The organism is Kribbella sp. NBC_01505, from assembly GCF_045040285.1.
GTDB lineage: Bacteria > Actinomycetota > Actinomycetes > Propionibacteriales > Kribbellaceae > Kribbella.
The window spans coordinates 5,295,371-5,313,435 of sequence record NZ_CP109425.1 but is presented as its reverse complement, the minus strand read 5'-3'; the positions used below and the strand labels follow the sequence as shown (position 1 = coordinate 5,313,435).

The window sequence follows — 18,065 nt, the reverse complement described above, 5'->3', positions numbered from 1 at the left end:
GAAGCCCGGTACTGTGCCAGCTATCCAAGGGGCGGAGGGGGAACCGTGAAGAACAGACGGTGGGCGTGGCGGGGCGTGATCGCCGCGGTGCTGATCGGGTGGCTGGTGCTGGGGGCGATCGGCGGGCCCACGATCGGGAAGCTCAGCGAGGTCCAGGAGAACGACAACGCCAACTTCCTCCCGAAGCAGGCCGAATCCACGCTGGTCGCGAACGAGTCGGCCAAGTTCGTCGACTCCAAGGCACTCCCGTACTTCGTCCTGGTCGAACGCGACTCCGGGATCACGCCGGCTGATCTGACCGCGGCCCGGGGCTTCCTCGCGAAGGTGCCGACGCTGGATCTCGGCGGCGGGAAGAAGCTCGGCGACTATCTGGCCGCGCCCGCGCAGACCGTCGTACCGTCGGCCGACAAGAAGGCACTGCTGCTGACCGTCGAGCTGGACGGGGAGCGGGCGGACGAGGTGGTCACGGAGGGCGAGACCGTTCTGTTCGCGGCCGCCGACACGATGCGTGACGAGATCAAGCAGAATCTCACTCCGAGTGGCCTTCAGGTCTACGTGACCGGGCCCGGCGGGGTGTTCGCCGACTTCATCGTCGCGTTCAGCGGGATCGACGGCATCCTGCTCGGAGTCGCGCTCGCGGTCGTGTTCTTGATCCTGCTCATCGTCTACCGCAGCCCGATCCTGCCGATCGCCGTACTGCTGACCGCGGTCTTCGGGCTCGCGCTGGCCGCCTCGATCGTGTACCCGCTGGCCAAGAACGGCGTACTGGAGCTGAACGGGCAGAGTCAGGGCATCCTGTTCATCCTGGTGGTCGGTGCGGCGACGGACTACTCGCTGCTGCTGGTCTCGCGGTACAAGGAAGAACTGCACGACTACACCAGCAAGTACGACGCGATGCGGATCGCCTGGCGTGCTTCGATCGAGCCGATCGCGGCCAGCGCCGCCACGGTCATCCTCGGGCTGCTGTGTCTGCTGCTGTCTCAGCTCGGGAGCACGAAGGGGCTCGGGCCGGTCGGGGCGATCGGCATCGCCGGTGCGCTGATCGCGTCGATGACGTTCCTGCCGGCGATCCTGCTGGCCTTCGGACGACGGATCTTCTGGCCGTCCGTGCCGCGGGTCGACCACGTGCACGCCCGCGATCAGGTTGGCGGGCGGCGGCTCTGGGGTCGCGTGTCCGGGCTGGTCGGGCGGCATCCGCGCCGGGTCTGGGTGATCAGCGCGCTGGCGCTGCTCGCCTGCGGGGCGTTCCTGCCGACGTTCAAGGCGAGCGGGATCTCGCAGGAGGACCTGTTCCTGAACAAGGTCGAGTCCGTCACCGGGACCACGGAGCTGGGCAAACACTTCGACGCGGGCGCCGGTACGCCGGTCCAGATCCTCACCCCGGCCGATCGGGCCGACGAGGTGGTGCAGATCGCGACCAAGGTGGACGGGGTCGGTGCCGCCTCGGCCTCGCTGGCTCCCGGCGTACCGCCGAAGGTTGTCGACGGCAAGGTTCTGGTCCAGGCGACGCTCAAGGTCAAGGCGGATTCGCCCGCGGCGACCAAGGTGGTCGAGCATCTGCGGACCGAGCTCGACAAGGTCGGCCCCCACGTCCTGGTCGGTGGCAACACCGCGATCAACCTCGACGTCCTCGATGCCAGCCGGCGCGACCTGCGGGTGATCATCCCGACCATCCTCGCGGTCATCTTCCTGGTCCTGATGCTGCTGCTCCGCTCGGTCCTGGCCGCGGTCCTGCTGGTCGTCGCCAACGTGATCTCGTTCGCCGCCACCCTCGGCGTCAGCGCGATCGCCTTCAACCACATCTTCGGTTTCCCGGGCGCCGACCCCGCGATCCCGCTCTACGGCTTCGTCTTCCTGGTTGCCCTAGGCATCGACTACTCGATCTTCCTGATGACCCGGGTCCGCGAGGAATCCACCGAACAGGGCACCCGCCCCGGCATCCTCACCGGCCTCGCCGTCACCGGCGGCGTGATCACCTCGGCCGGCGTCGTCCTGGCCGCCACCTTCTCCGCCCTCGCCGTCCTTCCCATCCTCTTCCTGGTCCAAACAGCCTTCCTCGTCGCCTTCGGCGTCCTCCTCGACACCACCATCGTCCGCTCCCTCCTGGTCCCCTCCCTGGCCCACGACCTCGGCCCCCGGATCTGGTGGCCCAGCGCCCTCTCCCGCAAGCAGGTCGGTAAGGACACGTAGTAGTCGCTCGCAGCGGTCCAGGATGGTCCAGCTCAGGCGCGGCGGAGGCCGAGGCGCGGACTACTAGATGTCGTTGCCGACCTCTAGCCTCGGGGGATGGAGACGTTCGAGGGTGTCATCGAGGTGGGCGACGGGGGCGGGGCCTGGGTCGAGGTTCCGGACGAGGTGCTGGCCGGGCTGGGCGGGGGTGGCCGGATTCCGGTGCTGGCGACGTTCGACGGGGTGGAGTACCGCGGGTCGATCGCGTCGATGGGCGGTTGCATGGCGCTCGGCGTACTGAAAGGCATCCGGACCGAGCTGGGCAAAGGGGGCGGTGACACCGTTGCGATCACGGTTGAGCGAGACTCCGCTGAGCGCACCATCGACGTACCGGAGGACTTCGCCGCCGCGCTCGCCGAGGCCGGCCTGCGCGCGGCCTTCGACAAGCTGAGTTACAGCCACCGCCGCGAACACGTCAACGCCGTCCTCGACGCGAAGAAGCCGGAGACCCGCGCCCGGCGCATCGCCAAAGCCATCGAGATGCTTTAGCGCTGTTCGACGGTGCGGGCGAGGATGCCCAGGGTGGCGCGGAGGCCGGCTTCCGGGATGATCGGGAAGTTGACGCGGCCGCGGTAGCGGTCCTCGATCTGGCTCCAGTCGTAGTACGTGGTGACCAGGGTGCCGGAGTCGGTGGGCTCCAGGCGGTAGCCGTACAGGTGCTTGATGGGCGGCTGGATGGTGCCGGAAATGGTCCACTCCAGCTCGGCGTCCTCGACGAAGCGGGTGATGATCACCGTGACGTCGTACTTGCCCATCGGTAGGTCGTTCAGCGACTCGCGGTCCATGTGCACCACGAACTCGTCGCCGACCGCCCCGACAGGCTGCCCGTCCGCGGACTGCAGCATGCCGGAGCTGTCGATGGCGACGTGACCACGCGGTTCCCGCAGTACAGCGAAGATCTCCGCCGGTGTCGCGGAGATCTCACGCTGGACTTCGAACCGCTCGTCGTTGGTCACCCCTGGAGGATGTCAGACCGCGGATTCTTCTCCCGGAAGACCGTCCAGTTCGTGACGTCCAGCTCGGGCGCCTCGGGCAGGAGCTCGCGGACCACCGTGGCTCCGGGCTCATAGGCAGCATCAGGGAGGCTGCCCAGCACGTCGGCGTAGACGGATCGGACCACCTCGGCCTGGGCCGCCCACGAGAAACGGTGCTGCAGTTGCGGGTCGCCCTTGATGCGATCGGCGATCCGGTCCCGATCGGCGAGCACCGCCCGAACCGCCTGGACGAAGCCGTCGACGTCGCCGGCCTTGTACACCGCGCCCAGATCCAGCTCGTTGACCAGGTCGGCCTGCGCCGAGGTGTCACTGGTGATGATCGGGATCCCGGCCGCGATGTACTCGCAGAACTTGTTGGTCACCGCGATGTCGTGGTTCGGCGCGTGCAGCAGCGGGCTGACACCGATCGTGGCGCTCTTGACGTAGAGCGGCACAAGCTCCGCTTCGACGAACGGCAGGATATGCAGGCGGTCTTCCACGCCGAGCTCTTCCGCACGGACCCGCAGCTCGGTGGTGAAGGTGTTGATCCGCGCGACGACCGCGACATGGGCGTCGGGCAGCTGCGGCAGCGCCTCGACGAGCGTAGCGACGCCACGGGCGCGGTGAACGCCACCCAGATACACCAGCAGGGGCACGTCGTCGGCCAGCTGCAACTGCTCCCGCAGCCCCGTGAGCTCAGCGTCGTCCGGCGGCTCGATCGGCGCGTTCAGCACGACGTCCGGCAACGCGGCCAGCTTGTGGTCACGCTGCAGCCAGTGCGCCAGTGGGTCGGACACCGTGATGATGCGGTCGACGTCACCCAGGAACTCACTCTCGAGATCGCTGTACGCCGCGACCCGGCGCGGGGGCACGTTCGGCACGCCCGGCACGTATTCGTGGGCGTCGTAGATGATCTTGACGGTTCGCCCGTCCAGAGCCGCCCGATGGGCCGCACGCGCCGCGATACCGAGCATGTAGACGTCATGCACATGGATGACCTCCATCTGCATGCGGTCGAGGATCGGGCCCAGCGTCAGCTCCTGGTCGACGACCTCGGGCAGCATCGTCCGCCAGCGTCCGGTCGGCATGGACCGGTGGAAGGCGATCCATCGCGCGCGCCGCTTCGCGGCCTCGGGGGCAGTGTTCCGCTTGGTCCGGTGAACCAGGTACGCACGGGCATCCAGTACGGCGCTGTGCAGCCGCAGCGAGCGCCAGCGCACCGCGCGCCGCAAGCGGTCCACGCGAGAGCGTTTCGTGGAGCCGGTCCGCCCGGCGTCACGAACATCCCGGCCACGGTCGCCGCGCAGCTCGCGGGTCGCATACTGCCAGCGACCCTTGGCCAGCGTGTACTCCTGCTCGGTGCTGAACCAGGGCTTCAGGTTGTTCATCCGCTTGCGCCACCCGGTCAGGGTCGCCTTCCCCGGAACCCCCGGAACGATCACCTGCACCTTGCCCAGCGTGCGGGAACCCCGCAGGTGGCGCCCGGCGATACCGAGGCACGTGACGTCGAGATCCCACTTCGCCACCGTCTGCGCGTACTTCAGCACGCGCGAGTCGATGATGATCTCGTTGCCCGCCATCATCACGACCTTGCGCTTCACCCACGGCGGCTTCCAGTCCGTCGGCACCCCGGTCGGCTGCTCGACGAGCGCCTTCAGCACCTCGCCCGAGCGACGGCCGTCGTGCACCTCCTCGACGAAGACCGGCCCGCGCGCGGCGATCTCGCGGGCGCGCTCCGGCTCCGCGATCAGGCCGAGCAGGACATCCTCGAGCGTGTCCGGAGTCGCCTGGACGATCGGCAGCTCGAGCCCGGTCGCGTCCGTGACGCGATCGCGGACGTCCTTGGAGACGTACGAGACCACGATCCGGCCGGCGGCCATCGCCTCACACGCGGCGACCCCGTAGTTCCCGATCCGGAACTGGTCGATCACGATGTCGGCGTCGCCGTACACAGCCGGCATGTCCGCCGGGTCGACGCCCTGCACGCGGCGGTAGGTGATCACGCCGCGGCGGTCCAGCTCGGTCATGATCGGGTCGATCAGGTCGGACCCCTTGATCACGGCCTTGCTCGGCGCGTGCGCCACGACCGGCCGCTTGCGCGCGAGCACCGGAGCGTCGCTGCGCCAGACGTCGGTCTCGACGACCACCGGGCACCAGGTCGCCTGGGGCACGTAGTCCAGCAGGTCGGGCGTGGAGACGAAGACCGGACCCGGGTACGACGTGAACAGCTCGACGGCGCGAGTGGACTTCCGCTCGAGAATCTCGACGGTCGCGTCCTCCATGTCGGGGAACGGCGACCACGACTCGGACTCGGCGTGCCGGCTCGGGATCCGCACGTCGGTGCCGTGCGCGAGGAGGCCGACCTGCACGCCCTTGCTGAGCAGGTGCTGGAGGTCACCGCCCGCGTCCGGACCGTGCAGCACGCCGAAGAACGGCCGCGCCGCCTCCATCAGAACATGGGTGTAGTTCTGGACGGCGTAGTTGTAGAAGTCCAGCTGCCAGCGCCGATGGCGGCGGTAAGTGCTCGCTGACACGCTGTAGTCAAGCGGGTAGTCGAGGACACCGTTGAGGAAGGCGAACGCGGTCACCTTCGTCGTCGGCGACTGCTTCTCGAGCGCCCGGGCCCACCGAGTGCCCTGCCCCGCGAAGTTGACCGGCCCGATCAGGAGCCGGTTGGGCGCGTCGAGCCGCGCCGGCATTCCCGTAACAGGATCTTGCATAACGCTTTCGGAGCCCGGCTGGTCGTCCAGGCCCTCATCTGTCTTTCGAACCACGGTGTCGTCTTCCGCCCCTCACGGCAGCGCTCGGCCAGGTATTGGGAACGAATACCCTGCGCCGATCGTAGATGAATCCCCTCGAAAGGGGTAAACGGTCCAGACCATATGATCCGTTGCACGTGTCCGGAAAGTGGTCTTCGTCACTCCGTGCCCGCTAACCTCCCGGAAACAGTCGATGTGAGGAGCCCGGGATGGCTGACAGCACGGCGACGGATCACGGCACGTTCGCGCTGCCGACGAAGAATCTACCCGCTCCACAGGTCAGGGACCTACCGGAGCCCCCCACCCAGACCTGGAAGATCGTCGGGCCGGGGATGGTCGGGGCGGGCGTGGGGCTGGCCTCGGGCGAATTCATCCTCTGGCCGTACATCTCCAGTCAGGTCGGCCTGGTCTTCCTCTGGGGCGCCCTGGTCGGTGTGGTGATCCAGTGGTTCCTGAACATGGAGATCGAGCGGTACACGCTGGCCACTGGTGAGACAGCGTTGACCGGCTTCAACCGCTTCGGCAAGCACTGGGGCCTGTTCTTCGCGGTCATGACGTACTTCGCGAACATGTGGCCCGGCTGGGCGACCAGCTCGGCCTCGATGCTGACCTACCTGTTCGGCGGCGGCGATCCCCGCTGGATCGCGATCGGGATCCTGCTCACGATCGGGCTGATCCTGACCTTCGCCCCGGTCGTCTACGTGATGCTCGAACGGCTGATCTTCGTCAAGATCCTGGCCGTCGGACTCCTCGTCGTACTGGCGCTGATCTTCGCGATCCGGGCCAAGACCTACGACGCCCTCGGCCACGCCGTCACGCACCCGCAGTTCCCGGTCGAGACGCTCGGCTTCGCGCTGATGATGGGTGCGATCGCGTACGCCGGGGCGGGTGGCGGGCAGAACCTCGTCCAGAGCAACTGGATCCGGGACAAGGGCTTCGGCCAGGGGCTGCACGTGCCGCGACTGACCTCACCGGTGACCGGCGAGACCGAGGCCGACCCGACCGCCAACGGCTACGTCTTCACCCCGGACGACGCCAACCTGGCCCGCTGGAAACGCTGGTGGAAGTTCGCCAACATCGAGCAGGCCGCGACCTTCGTCGCGATCACCGTGCTGACCATCGCGTTCACCTCGATGCTCGCGCACGCGACGCTCTTCGGCGACAGCAACGTCAAGAACAACATCGGCTTCCTCAAGATCGAGGGCACCACCCTGCAGACCGCGGTCGGCGGCTGGTTCGGCTACCTGTTCTGGGCGATCGGCGCGTTCTCCCTGTTCGCCGCCGCGGCCGGCATCGTCGACTACACGTCCCGCCTGACCGCCGACATGATCAAGGCCCGCTACCTGCGGACCTCCACCGTCACCGAGTCCAAGCTGTACTTCGGCCTCGTCTGGGGACTGGTTGCCTTCGGCATCATCGTCCTGCTGGCCGGCCTCACCCAGCCGCTGGTCCTGCTCGTCATCTCCGCCTGCACCGCCGGCACGATGATGTTCGTCTACTCCGGCCTGCTCTGGTGGATGAACTCCCGCGCCCTCCCCAAGGCGATCCGGATCACCCCCGTCCGCACCGCCGTCCTAGCCTTCTCCTTCCTCGCCTTCGGCTTCCTGGCCGTCTTCACCGTCATCGACCAGCTCAAGAAGCTCTAGAACCTCAGCAGCCTGCGGCAACCCGTAGCGCCGGTAGAGCTCCAACGCCACCAGCCACTGCTCCCGAGCGGGCTCGGCCTCGCCGAGCCCGCTCAACGCCATACCGAGCGAGTGCCGGATCCGCGCCTCGAACTCGGCACTGGTGTCCCCGACGAGTGACAGTGCCTCCTCGAGGTGGACGCGTGCCGTGTCGTAGGACTCCAGTTCGACCTCGGTCGCGCCGAGAAGCTCCAAGCAATCCGCGTACACGAACTTGCCAGTGTTCTCCCGAACGTCGTCCAGCACTCTTCGAAGCAAGTCCCGCGCCTTCCCGGCGCGACCGCAACCGCGGTAGGACCGAACGATGACTTCCACCAGCGACAGGAGGTCCCAGAGCTGCGTCCGCCGGTACAGGGCCTCCGCCAACTCGAACTCGCGGTCCTGCTCCGCCCACTCCCCTCGCCGTCCGGCAAGCACTCCGAGGTTCGCCCGCGCTTCGCCCTCGGCGGCTTCGTCACCGGCGCTCAAGGCAAGCTCCAGGCCGACTTGGCCCCGCGCAAGACTCTCGTCGAACCGATGGGCCCGTTCGAGCATCTGGCTGAGAGCGAGCAAGCTGTACAGCTGCTGCCGTGCCTGGCCCTGGACCACGGAGCCTTCGACCGACGCCGTCATGTGGAGGATGGCCGACTCGAAGTCGGACCGGTTGTGGTAGTGGCATGCCAGGTGGTAGCTCATGGCGAGGAAAGCTTGCGGAGGCACACAAGTGGGGTCGTCGCGCATCGCCGTCACCGCCAGCACTCCCATCCGCACTCCGTCGGTCTCCCGTCGACGACTCCTCCAGTACGTGGCCATGGGAACGGCGATCCGGACGATCGAGGCGTAACCGGACCGGGGCCCGGCCGCCAACCGCTGAGCCGCGGCAAGGATCTCGTCCGCCTCGGCATCGAGCCAGTCCAGTACTTGCGGCTTCTCGAGCTCTTCGGCCTCGCTGAACCAGCCTTCGTCGACCCACTCGCGCGAGAGCTGCCCGAGCCCGTAGAAGCTGCGCAGACGCCAGACCATCGCCACGTAGAGCGCTATCACCCGGTCGTGCGCCGCTGCACGCTCCGCGGGGCTGGTTCGCCCTTCCGCCAGTTCCTGGGCATACGCGCGCACCAGGTCGTGGAACTGGTAGCGGCGCGGCGCCGAAGAGTCCAGCAGATGCAGATCGACCAGGTGCTCGAGCAGTGTCTCGACCTCCGCCTCCGGGCGGTCGACCAAGCGGGCGGCGACCTTGAGATCCAGGTCCTCTCCCTGGTGCAGACCGAGGAGCCCGAAGACCTCGGCCGCGGCGGCATCCTGCGCCGACGTTCCGGTCAGCGACAACGCGATGGACGCCCGTACGCCGGACTCCGTGCCACCGAGCACATCCAGGCGAGCCGTCTCGTCGCTCAGTCGCCGGGCCAGGTCGGCGACGGTCCAGCTCGATTCGGCCGCGAGCCGGGTCCCGGCGATTCTGAGGGCCAATGGCAACGATCCGCACAGGGCGACCACTTCCAGCGCTGCCTGCGGATCGTCCCCGATCCGGTCCCGGCCGGCGGCTGAGGTCAGCAAGGCCAATGCCTCGTCCTGCGGCAGGACCGCGAGGGTGAGCGGCTGCGCGCCCGGCAGGCCGACCATGGCACGCCGACTGGTGACGATGACGGCACAGCTCGACGTACCGGGGAGCAGCGGCATGACCTGTTCGACGCTGACCGCATTGTCCAGTACGACCAGCAGCTTCCGCGTTGCGCAGGCCGTCCGGAACAGCCCAGCAGCCTCGTCGACGGACGCAGGCGGCTGCTGGAGCACGAAGCCGAGTTGCCGAAGCAGCGCGCTCAGCGCCTCCAACGGTGCCATCGGTTCCCCGACCCCGAAGCCACGGAGATTCAGGTAGAGCACGCCGTCGGCGAACCGGCCCGCGACCTCGCGCGCGACGCGAACGGCCAGGGCGGTCTTACCCACGCCACCCATGCCGGCGAGGGCCGAGATGACGACCACTCCAGGTTCCCGTCCACCACCAGTGAGGAGGCCGGACACAGCCGCGATCTGATCGACGCGACCGACAAAGTCCGCCACCTCGGCAGGGAGCATGTCACCGCCGGAGTTCGCCTTGGGCCGGACGGCCGCCGCCTTCAGCTCGGCGCGCTCTTCGCTGGTCAGCTGAAGCCCCTGAGCCAGCAGATCGACCGTCTGCGCCCACGGAAAGCGACGGCGACCGGCCTCCAGTGTCTTGATCGCCTCGACACTGACTCCCGAGGCTGCAGCCAGTCGCTCCTGCGAAAGACCCGCGGCCTTGCGGAAGGTTCGTAGTACTGGGCCGAAGTCAGGCATCGAACGTCACCAATCTGCGAATGTCATCTGCTCGGGGGGAGGGAGTACCGGACCAAACTCAGCTATCGAACCCCAACAATGCCTGTACCTCGGCAGCCTGGGGCAGGCCGTAGCGCCGGTAGAGCTCCAATGCCAGCAGCCACTGCTCGCGGGCGGGCTCGGGCTCGCCGAGGCCGGTCAACGCCGTACCAAGGGAGTGGCGGATGCGGGCTTCCAGTTCGCCGTTGGTGGTGGGGACGAGGGTCAGGGCGTCGGTCAGAGACTGCCGGGCTGCTTCGTACGACGCCAGTTGGAGTTCGGCTGTGGCGAGGTGGTGGAGGTGTTCGGCGGTGGCGGCTCTGTTGGTGGAGGCTTTGAGTTCGGGGAGGTGGGTTCGGAGCCAGATTCGGGCGGCTTCGGGGCGGCCGGAGCGGAGGTAGCTTTCGCCGATGGTGGGGAAGAGGATGTCCAGGAACCTCGGGCCGCCCCGACGGACCAGGGCAACGGCCAAGGCGAACGACTCGTCCTGTTCGGGGAAGTGACCGAGGCGGCCCGCCAGGAGGCCCAGAAGGAGATGCGAGCCGCCTTCGATGGTGGGGTCGGAGACGCTTCTGGCCAGGTCGAGGGCGGTTCGGGCCAGCGGAACCGCCTCGGCCAGTCGGTCCATGCGCTCCAGGCAGCGAGCCAGCTCCAGAAGGCTCAGGCTGCGGTGTGCTTGGTAGCCTCGCTCCGCATCCAGGTCGATCGCGATTCTCAGATGGGCTGCGGCGGTCTCGTAGTCGGCTCTGGCCAGGTAGTGCACGCCCAGGTGGTGCCTGATCGCTGCTGTTGCCTGCGGCGGAGCGCAGGTCGGGTCTTCACTGAGCGCAGCCAGGGCGAGCTCATCCAGTTGCGTACCCTCGATCCGGCGACGGCGGGTGGCCCAGAACAGCAGGAGGCCGCCTGCGAGCCGGACGACGGCGGTGCGTTCGGGACACGGATCAGCCATCGAACGGCGAGCCGCCGCGAGCAGCTCATCGGCCTCGACGTCCAGCCAGGACATGACCTCGTCGTACTCGAGGCCCTCGGTCCCACGAAGCCACTGCTCGTCGAACCAGTCCTCCGGCTGCACGCGGAAGCCGAACTGCGTCCGGGCCTGCCAGGCCATCGCGACGTAGAGATCGAGCACCCGCCGGTGCGCCGCCGTACGGTCGTCGGGGGCCAGCTCGCGGGCGTAGTCACGGACCAGGTCGTGGAACTGGTAACGGCGCGGACCTACCGACTCCAGCAGGTGCAGGTCGACCAGATTCTCCAGCAACGGCTCGACGTCCGCCTCGGGACGATCGACCAGCCGCGCGGCGACCTTCAGGTCCAGCTCGACGCCTTCGTGCAGACCGAGCGGGCCGAAGAATTCGGTCGCGCCTGCTGACGTACCGGCCAGGGACAGCCCGATCGAAGCCCGTACGCCGTGCTCCGCGTCACCGAGCTCGTCCAGCCGGGCCGTCTCGTCGGCGAGCAGGCGCGCCAGGTCGGCGATGGTCCAGGCCGGCTCGGCCGCCAGCCGGGTACCGGCGATTCTGATTGCTAATGGCAACGACCCGCAGAGCTCCACCACCGCACGCGCAGCCGGCGGATCAGCAGCGATCCGCTCTCGACCGGCCACGGAGGTCAGCAAGGACAACGCTTCGTCCTCCGGCAGTACGTCGAGCGTCAGCGGCTGCGCGCCCGGTAGCCCGACAAGTGCACGACGGCTGGTGACGATCACCGCACAGTTCGCCGTACCGGGAAGCAGCGGCTGAACCTGCTCGACCGTTGCCGCGTTGTCCAGCACGACGAGCAGCCTGCGCGTGGCACAAGCCGTCCGGAACAACCCGGCCGCCTCGTCGACCGACCCCGGTGGTCGCTGCCGCACGAACCCGAGCTGCCGAAGCAACGCGCTCAACGCCTCCAGCGGCGTCATCGGTTCACCAACGCCGAAGCCGCGCAGATTCACGTACAGCACGCCGTCGGCGAACCGGCCCGCCAGCTCCCGTGCGACGCGGACAGCCAGCGCGGTCTTACCTACACCACCCATCCCGGCAATCGCCGAGATGACCACCACTCCAGGCGCCTGCCCGCCGCCGGTCAGCAGGGTGGACACCGTGGCGATCTGCTCGGCACGACCCACGAAGTCCGCCACCTCGGCAGGCAGCCGCTCCGGGCCGGTGCCTACCGGAGGTCGCGCGGCCGCAGCCTTCAGCTCGGACCGCTCGTCGGCATCAAGCCCCAGACCGTCGCTCAGGAGGTCGACGGTCTGCACCCACGGATACCGGCGACGCCCCGCCTCCAACGTCTTGATCGCCTCGACGCTGACCCCCGACTCCTTGGCCAGCCGTTCCTGCGAGAACCCGGCGGCCTTGCGGAACTTCCGCAGTACTGGACCGAACTCAGACATCTAGGTCGTACGGCTGGGCGGTGCCGTTGACCGTGGTGAAGAGGGAGTAGACGGAGGTGGTGGCGGTGATGAAGAGGCGGTTCCGCTTGGCGCCGCCGAAGGTCAGGTTGGAGACGATCTCGGGGACCAGCAGCTTGCCGAGCAGCGTGCCGTCCGGGTGATAGACGTGTACGCCGTCCGCGGCCGACGCCCAGACCCGGCCGGTCGTGTCGATCCGGATCCCGTCGAAGGCGCCGTTCCCGCACTCGGCGAAGACCTCGCCACCGCTGATCCGGTCGCCCTCGACCCGGAAGACGCGCATGTGCGCCCGCTCGGTGTCGGTGATGTAGAGCAGCGACTCGTCCGGCGAGAAGGCCAGCCCGTTCGGCCCGTCGAAGTCGTCCGCGACCCGGGTCAGCACGCCGTCCGCGACCCGATAGACATGGCAGCCGTTCGTCTCGATCTCGCCGGCGTGCCCCTCGTAGTCGCTGGAGATCCCGTACGACGGATCCGTGAACCAGACAGAGCCGTCACGCTTGACCACGACATCGTTCGGGCTGTTCAACCGGTGACCTTCGTGGCCGTCGGCGAGCACGGTGATCCGGCCGCTGTGCTCGGTCCGGGTCACGCGCCGGTTGCCGTGCTCACAGCTGACGAGACGACCCTCCTGGTCGAGGGTGTGACCGTTCGTGTTCCCGGCCGGGGTCCGGAAGGCGGAGACCTGGTACGACGTCTCGTCCCAGCGCAGGATCCGGTCGTTCGGGATGTCGCTCCAGAGCAGGTAGCGCCCGGCCGGCGAGTAGACCGGCCCCTCGACCCACCGACCCCCGGTCCACAGCCGCTCCAGGTGGTGGTCGCCGCGGATCCCGCCGAACCGGTCGTCGAACCTCTCCCACTCCGCCGGAACGGTTCCCGCCAACGGTTCGAGAATGGTCATCCGCACACGCTCCCAGGTCGAGGCTTCCGCGGAAGCCTATGCGCACCGCGGACCGCCAGCACTGACCAACCTAGGCGCGACACGCCCGGCCACGCTCAGCGCGGCCGCGATCCGGACCGCCGCACGACATTGATCAGTGGCTCAGGTCCGCCGACTGTGATCAACACCCCGCCCCGTGTCCACGGTTTGGACTCTAGAGTGGGCCCAGGCTTGGAAGGAGTCGTGCTGTGTCTGAGAGCAAGCAGATCACCAAGGTTCTGGTCGCCAACCGGGGCGAGATCGCGGTCCGGGTCGTCCGGGCGGCGGCCGACGCCGGGCTGGGCAGCGTCGCCGTGTACGCCGACCAGGACCGGGACGCGTTGTTCGTCCGGCTGGCCGACGAGGCGTACGCGCTGGACGGCTCGACCCCGGCCGACTCCTACCTGAACATCGCCAAGATCCTGGATCTCGCGGCCCGCTCCGGCGCGGACGCGGTGCACCCGGGGTACGGCTTCCTGGCCGAGAACGCCGAGTTCGCGCAGGCCGTCCTGGACGCCGGGCTGATCTGGATCGGCCCGCCGCCGTCGGCGATCGACTCGCTCGGCGACAAGGTCAAGGCCCGGCACATCGCCGAGAAGGTCGGCGCCCCGCAGGTCCCCGGTACGCCGAACCCGGTGGCCGACGCGGCCGAGGTGGTCGCGTTCGCCGAGGAGTTCGGCCTGCCGATCGCGATCAAGGCGGCGTACGGCGGGGGTGGCCGCGGCATGAAGGTCGCCCGCAACCTCGAGGAGGTCCCGGAGCTGTTCGAGTCCGCGACCCGCGAGGCGGTCAGCGCGTTCGGCCGCGGCGAGTGCTTCGTCGAGCGGTACCTGGACAAGCCGCGGCACGTCGAGACCCAGTGCCTGGCCGATGCCCACGGCAACGTCGTGGTCGTCTCCACCCGGGACTGCTCGCTGCAGCGCCGCTACCAGAAGCTGGTCGAGGAGGCGCCCGCGCCGTTCCTCACCCCTGAGCAGCTGGAGACGCTCTACAAGTCCTCCAAGGCGATCCTGCGCGAGGCCGGGTACGTCGGCGCCGGGACCTGCGAGTTCCTGGTCGGCCAGGACGGCCTGATCTCGTTCCTCGAGGTGAACACGCGGCTGCAGGTCGAGCACCCGGTCTCCGAGGAGGTCACCGGGCTGGATCTGGTCCGCGAGATGTTCCGGATCGCCAACGGCGAAGAGCTCGGGTACGACGACCCCGAGGTGAGTGGACACTCGATCGAGTTCCGGATCAACGCCGAGGACGGCGGCCGCGGCTTCCTGCCCGCACCCGGCACCCTGACCAAGTGGAAGCCCCCGAGCGGTCCGGGCGTCCGGATCGACGGTGGGTACGACGAGGGCGAGACCGTGCCCGGCGCGTTCGACTCGCTGGTCGCCAAGCTGATCGTCACCGGCCGCGACCGCACCCAGGCGCTCGAGCGGTCCCGCCGTGCGCTGCGCGAGTTCGTCGTCGAGGGCATGCCGACCGTGGTCCCGTTCCACGCAACGGTCGTGTCCGACCCGGCGTTCGTCGGCGCGGACGGGTTCAAGGTGCACACCCGCTGGATCGAGACCGAGTTCGACAACCAGCTCACGCCGTACGACGGTCCGACCGCCGAGGCGCCGGAGGCCGCGGACCGGGAGAAGGTCGTGGTCGAGGTCGGAGGCAAGCGACTCGAGGTCGCACTGCCGGCCGGGTTCGGGATCTCCGCCGGTGGCGGCGCGGCAGGTGGCGCGGGCGCGAAGAAGAAGCCCGCTCGCCGGTCCGGTGGCTCGGGCAAGGCGGCCGCGTCCGGCGACTCGCTGACCTCGCCGATGCAGGGCACGATCGTGAAGCTGGCCGTCGAGGAAGGCGCGACGGTCGCCGAGGGCGACCTGATCGTCGTACTGGAAGCCATGAAGATGGAGCAGCCGCTGAACGCGCACAAGGCCGGCACCGTGACCGGCCTGTCCGCAGAGGTCGGCGCCACCGTCTCGGCCGGCGCCGTCCTCTGCGAGATCAAGGACTGACTAGTACGTCAGGGTGCCCTTGACCAGGTAGTTGCCGTTGCCGGTGATGGGCGAGAGCAGAACGATGAAGCACTCGCCCTTCTCGACGCCGGTGGCCAGCGTGTGGCTCGGCTTCGCCTTGGTGAAGTTCTGGACGTCGCCGAGGTCCGCGCCCTCGCACCGCTCGACGAAGACCTTGGTGTTCTTCTCCAGGGTGGTCAGGTTCAGCTTGATGTCGCCGCCGGTGGCGACGTAGGTGCCACCGGTGGACCAGGCCTTGCTGTTGACCGTCACGAGGTGCTGGTAGGGCTGCGTCGTCTGAGCCTTCAGAGGCGCGGCCTGCGCCGCGAGCGGGAACGCCGCCAACGCCGCCACACCCAGAGCCGCACCGATCATTCGAACCTTCATCTGTGGAGTCCCCTCTTCGTTTACATACCGAGTATCTAGATACCCAGTATGCACACCAGAGGGTCACCCACAAGGCCGCTCGGTGAAAGATGTCGGGGCAATCGGCGCTCCTTTGCCGGGCGGCCGGCTGGCTCGTGTCATTTGAGGGGATCTCCGTTCAAGTGGGCCCTTCTCTGGTCAAATATTGAGGGGAGAACCAGCAAGTTGAGGGGAGATCCCCTCGTTTCCAGACAGCAAGGGCCGTCCGGTTCGTTAGCCGGTATTTTCCATCTAGCGACGAAAACTCACCGGCTGGCGTCACCTCAGCAACCCCAGCCATAGCCCGGAAGCCCAAGCAACCGAAACCGTGGTCACTGACCTCGCCATCCCCCTCAGCCACACACCTGCCCCGCCACCCGTCTCTGTCAATCGGCCGCCGCGGCGACCAACCACCGTGTACGTGTCCGGCCTGTCCGGTGCGGCGCGAATCGGGGGCACACCAACCACCTTTGTGGGGATCTACTGCCACCCAGAGACAGCAGATCCCCGCAAAGGTGCATCCGCTCACTGATTGGAACATTCTGGTCGCTGCTGGGCGCACATTTGTTTCCACACAGGCGGTTTCGCCCACCTCCGGCCGCCAGTGAGGCGTCCAGTGCGCCGAGTCTGGGACGGAGGTCGATGGTGCGATTGGCGACCGAAGCCACCTTGTCTGCGACCGACGGGCTCTGACTGAGTTACCTGAAGGGCCGCGACAACAGCGACCGTTTGCCGGATGTTGGCGTGACCGTAGGTCAGTGACGAACCACCGCGACGGGTCAGCCCTCCAGACCCCTCACCACCGGCCGCAACCACAGCCCGTCAGCCCCGACATCGTGAACCCGATCGCCGGCCGCGCCATCCCCCTCAACCCAACCCGCCCTGGGTCACCCCCATCTCACCTTCTCGACTTGAACAATGTGCAGGAAACTCTTGAACGATGTTCAGGTTCCGGGTTAGTGTTCCTTGAACGTTGTTCAAGTCGAGGAAAGGTGAGGACGATGGAGCTGCAGGAATTTGTCACCGCGAAGGCCGCCGAGCTGGGCGTGCCGGGCGCAGCGGTCGGCGTACTGGTCGACGGCCAGGAGGTGTTCGCCGGTCACGGCGTGACGCGGGCCGGCGGCACCGAGGCGGTGGATGCGGACACGCTCTTCCACATCGCGTCGGTCTCGAAGACCTTCACCGCGACCGCGCTGATGCGGCTCGTCGCCGATGGCAAGGTCGAGCTCGAAGCGCCGGTACGTCGCTATGTCCCGGATCTGCAACTGGCCGACGCGGACGCGGCGGAGCGGATCACCGTCCTGAACCTGCTCAACCACACCGCAGGCCTGGACTGGAACCTCGTCGGCAACTTCGACCCGACACTGGCCGGGTTCGTGGCGAAGCTGGCCGAGCTGCCGCAGATCGCCGAGCCGGGCGCACGGGCGTCGTACAGTCAGGCCGGTTTCAACCTGGTCGGCCGGATCATCGAGAACGTGACCGGCCTGGGCTACGAGCAGGCGATGGCCGAGCTGCTGTTCGAACCGCTCGGGCTGACCAACACGGTGTTCGACATCGACGACGTACTGATTCGCAAGTTCGCGGTCGGGCACAATCCGGATACCGACGGGGTCCTGCGCCCCGCCGTACCGTGGAAGGCCTGGCGGGCTGGGGATCGCGGCAACAATCCTGGTGGCGGAGTGGTGTCGACCGTCAGCGACTTGTTGCGCTGGGCAAGATTCCAGCTCGGCGACGGATCGGGACCGCTTCCCGCGCACGTGTTGCACAGCATGCGCGACGAGACCATCGCCCTGCGGGCCAGCTCGCTCGGTGACGGGTTCGGGATCGCGTGGTTCCGCAAGACCATCAACGACGTGCTCACGATCGGGCACGGCGGATCCGGGAACGGACAGTACGCCGAGCTCCTCGTCGTACCGGCTCGTGGTTTCGCCGTCGTCACCCTGAGCAACTCCGGCCCCGAGGGCTATCAGCTCAACCAGGCCGTTCTGCGCTGGGCGCTCGAGCACTACCTCGGCCTGGTCGAGGAAGAGCCGGAGCCGCTGCCGTACGACGACGCCCGGGCGCGGGAGATGGCCGGCCGCTACCAGAACGACGCGATGAACGTCGATATCGTTGCCGATGGCACCGGAATCACCCTCGCGGTCGAGATCAAGCCCGAGCTCCGCGCCGCCACCGACGCCGAGATCCCGCCGGACCTCCCAGCCGCTCCGCTCGCGCTGCTGCCCGACGACGAGTTCGTCCTGACCGGGGGCGGCCTGGCCGGCCAGCGCGGCTACTTCACTCGCGGTGACGACGGCCGCATCACCGGCGGTGACCTGGCCGGCCGCCTGTTCGCGAGAACTAGTAGGTGACTGTTCGCCAGAACTGCGGGGTGACTTGTTCGCGGACCTCGAAAGGGTCACGG

Annotated in this window: 11 protein-coding genes; 5 read left to right on the top strand and 6 right to left on the bottom strand. The window is 68.1% G+C overall.

Annotated elements, in window-relative coordinates; genetic code table 11:
* Window positions 1-45 precede the first annotated feature (45 nt).
* Both OG474_RS25125 and OG474_RS25120 read left to right on the top strand, forming a co-directional pair.
* Window positions 46-2,190, top strand: a complete 2,145-nt coding sequence (locus OG474_RS25125) for an MMPL family transporter (protein WP_405056012.1) — start codon at window positions 46-48, stop codon at window positions 2,188-2,190.
* A 96-nt stretch (window positions 2,191-2,286) separates the two neighbouring features.
* Window positions 2,287-2,718 carry a YdeI/OmpD-associated family protein gene (locus OG474_RS25120; RefSeq protein WP_405056011.1) on the top strand — a complete coding sequence of 144 codons (432 nt, stop codon included), beginning with the start codon at window positions 2,287-2,289 and terminating at the stop codon, window positions 2,716-2,718.
* Here the strand turns inward: OG474_RS25120 and OG474_RS25115 are convergent.
* Together OG474_RS25115 and OG474_RS25110 are read right to left on the bottom strand one after the other, a co-directional pair.
* Window positions 2,715-3,185, bottom strand: coding sequence for a polyketide cyclase (locus OG474_RS25115; RefSeq protein WP_405056010.1), 471 nt, complete (start codon window positions 3,183-3,185; stop codon window positions 2,715-2,717). The genes OG474_RS25120 and OG474_RS25115 overlap by 4 nt on opposite strands.
* Window positions 3,182-5,902, bottom strand: coding sequence for a glycosyltransferase (locus tag OG474_RS25110; RefSeq protein WP_405056009.1), 2,721 nt, complete (start codon window positions 5,900-5,902; stop codon window positions 3,182-3,184). The genes OG474_RS25115 and OG474_RS25110 overlap by 4 nt, the downstream gene beginning before the upstream one ends.
* 269 nt (window positions 5,903-6,171) lie before the next feature.
* Between OG474_RS25110 and OG474_RS25105 the strand changes: the two genes are divergently transcribed.
* A complete protein-coding gene (locus OG474_RS25105) occupies window positions 6,172-7,608 on the top strand; it encodes an Nramp family divalent metal transporter (protein WP_405056008.1) in 1,437 nt (478 codons plus the stop codon).
* Here the strand turns inward: OG474_RS25105 and OG474_RS25100 are convergent.
* Genes OG474_RS25100 through OG474_RS25090 form a run of 3 tightly spaced genes read right to left on the bottom strand, consistent with a single transcriptional unit; the run spans window position 7,537 to window position 13,247 of the window.
* Window positions 7,537-9,939 (bottom strand): NB-ARC domain-containing protein, encoded by a 2,403-nt coding sequence (locus tag OG474_RS25100; protein ID WP_405056007.1) that lies wholly within the window; start codon window positions 9,937-9,939, stop codon window positions 7,537-7,539. The genes OG474_RS25105 and OG474_RS25100 overlap by 72 nt on opposite strands.
* Before the next feature lie 58 nt (window positions 9,940-9,997).
* Window positions 9,998-12,331 (bottom strand): NB-ARC domain-containing protein, encoded by a 2,334-nt coding sequence (locus tag OG474_RS25095; RefSeq protein ID WP_405056006.1) that lies wholly within the window; start codon window positions 12,329-12,331, stop codon window positions 9,998-10,000.
* Window positions 12,324-13,247, bottom strand: a complete 924-nt coding sequence (locus OG474_RS25090) for an SMP-30/gluconolactonase/LRE family protein (RefSeq protein ID WP_405056005.1) — start codon at window positions 13,245-13,247, stop codon at window positions 12,324-12,326. Before OG474_RS25090 ends, OG474_RS25095 begins: the two co-directional genes overlap by 8 nt.
* 245 nt (window positions 13,248-13,492) lie before the next feature.
* Between OG474_RS25090 and OG474_RS25085 the strand changes: the two genes are divergently transcribed.
* The gene (locus OG474_RS25085; RefSeq protein ID WP_405064611.1) at window positions 13,493-15,256 is read left to right on the top strand and encodes an acetyl/propionyl/methylcrotonyl-CoA carboxylase subunit alpha; all 1,764 of its coding nucleotides are present in this window, start codon (window positions 13,493-13,495) and stop codon (window positions 15,254-15,256) included.
* Here OG474_RS25085 and OG474_RS25080 read toward each other — a convergent pair whose 3' ends face one another.
* On the bottom strand, window positions 15,257-15,643 hold the full coding sequence (locus OG474_RS25080; RefSeq protein WP_405056004.1) for a hypothetical protein: 387 nt from the start codon (window positions 15,641-15,643) through the stop codon (window positions 15,257-15,259).
* 1,019 nt (window positions 15,644-16,662) lie between these two features.
* Between OG474_RS25080 and OG474_RS25075 the strand changes: the two genes are divergently transcribed.
* Window positions 16,663-18,012, top strand: coding sequence for a serine hydrolase domain-containing protein (locus tag OG474_RS25075; RefSeq protein ID WP_405056003.1), 1,350 nt, complete (start codon window positions 16,663-16,665; stop codon window positions 18,010-18,012).
* The last annotated feature ends 53 nt before the right edge of the window (window positions 18,013-18,065 follow it).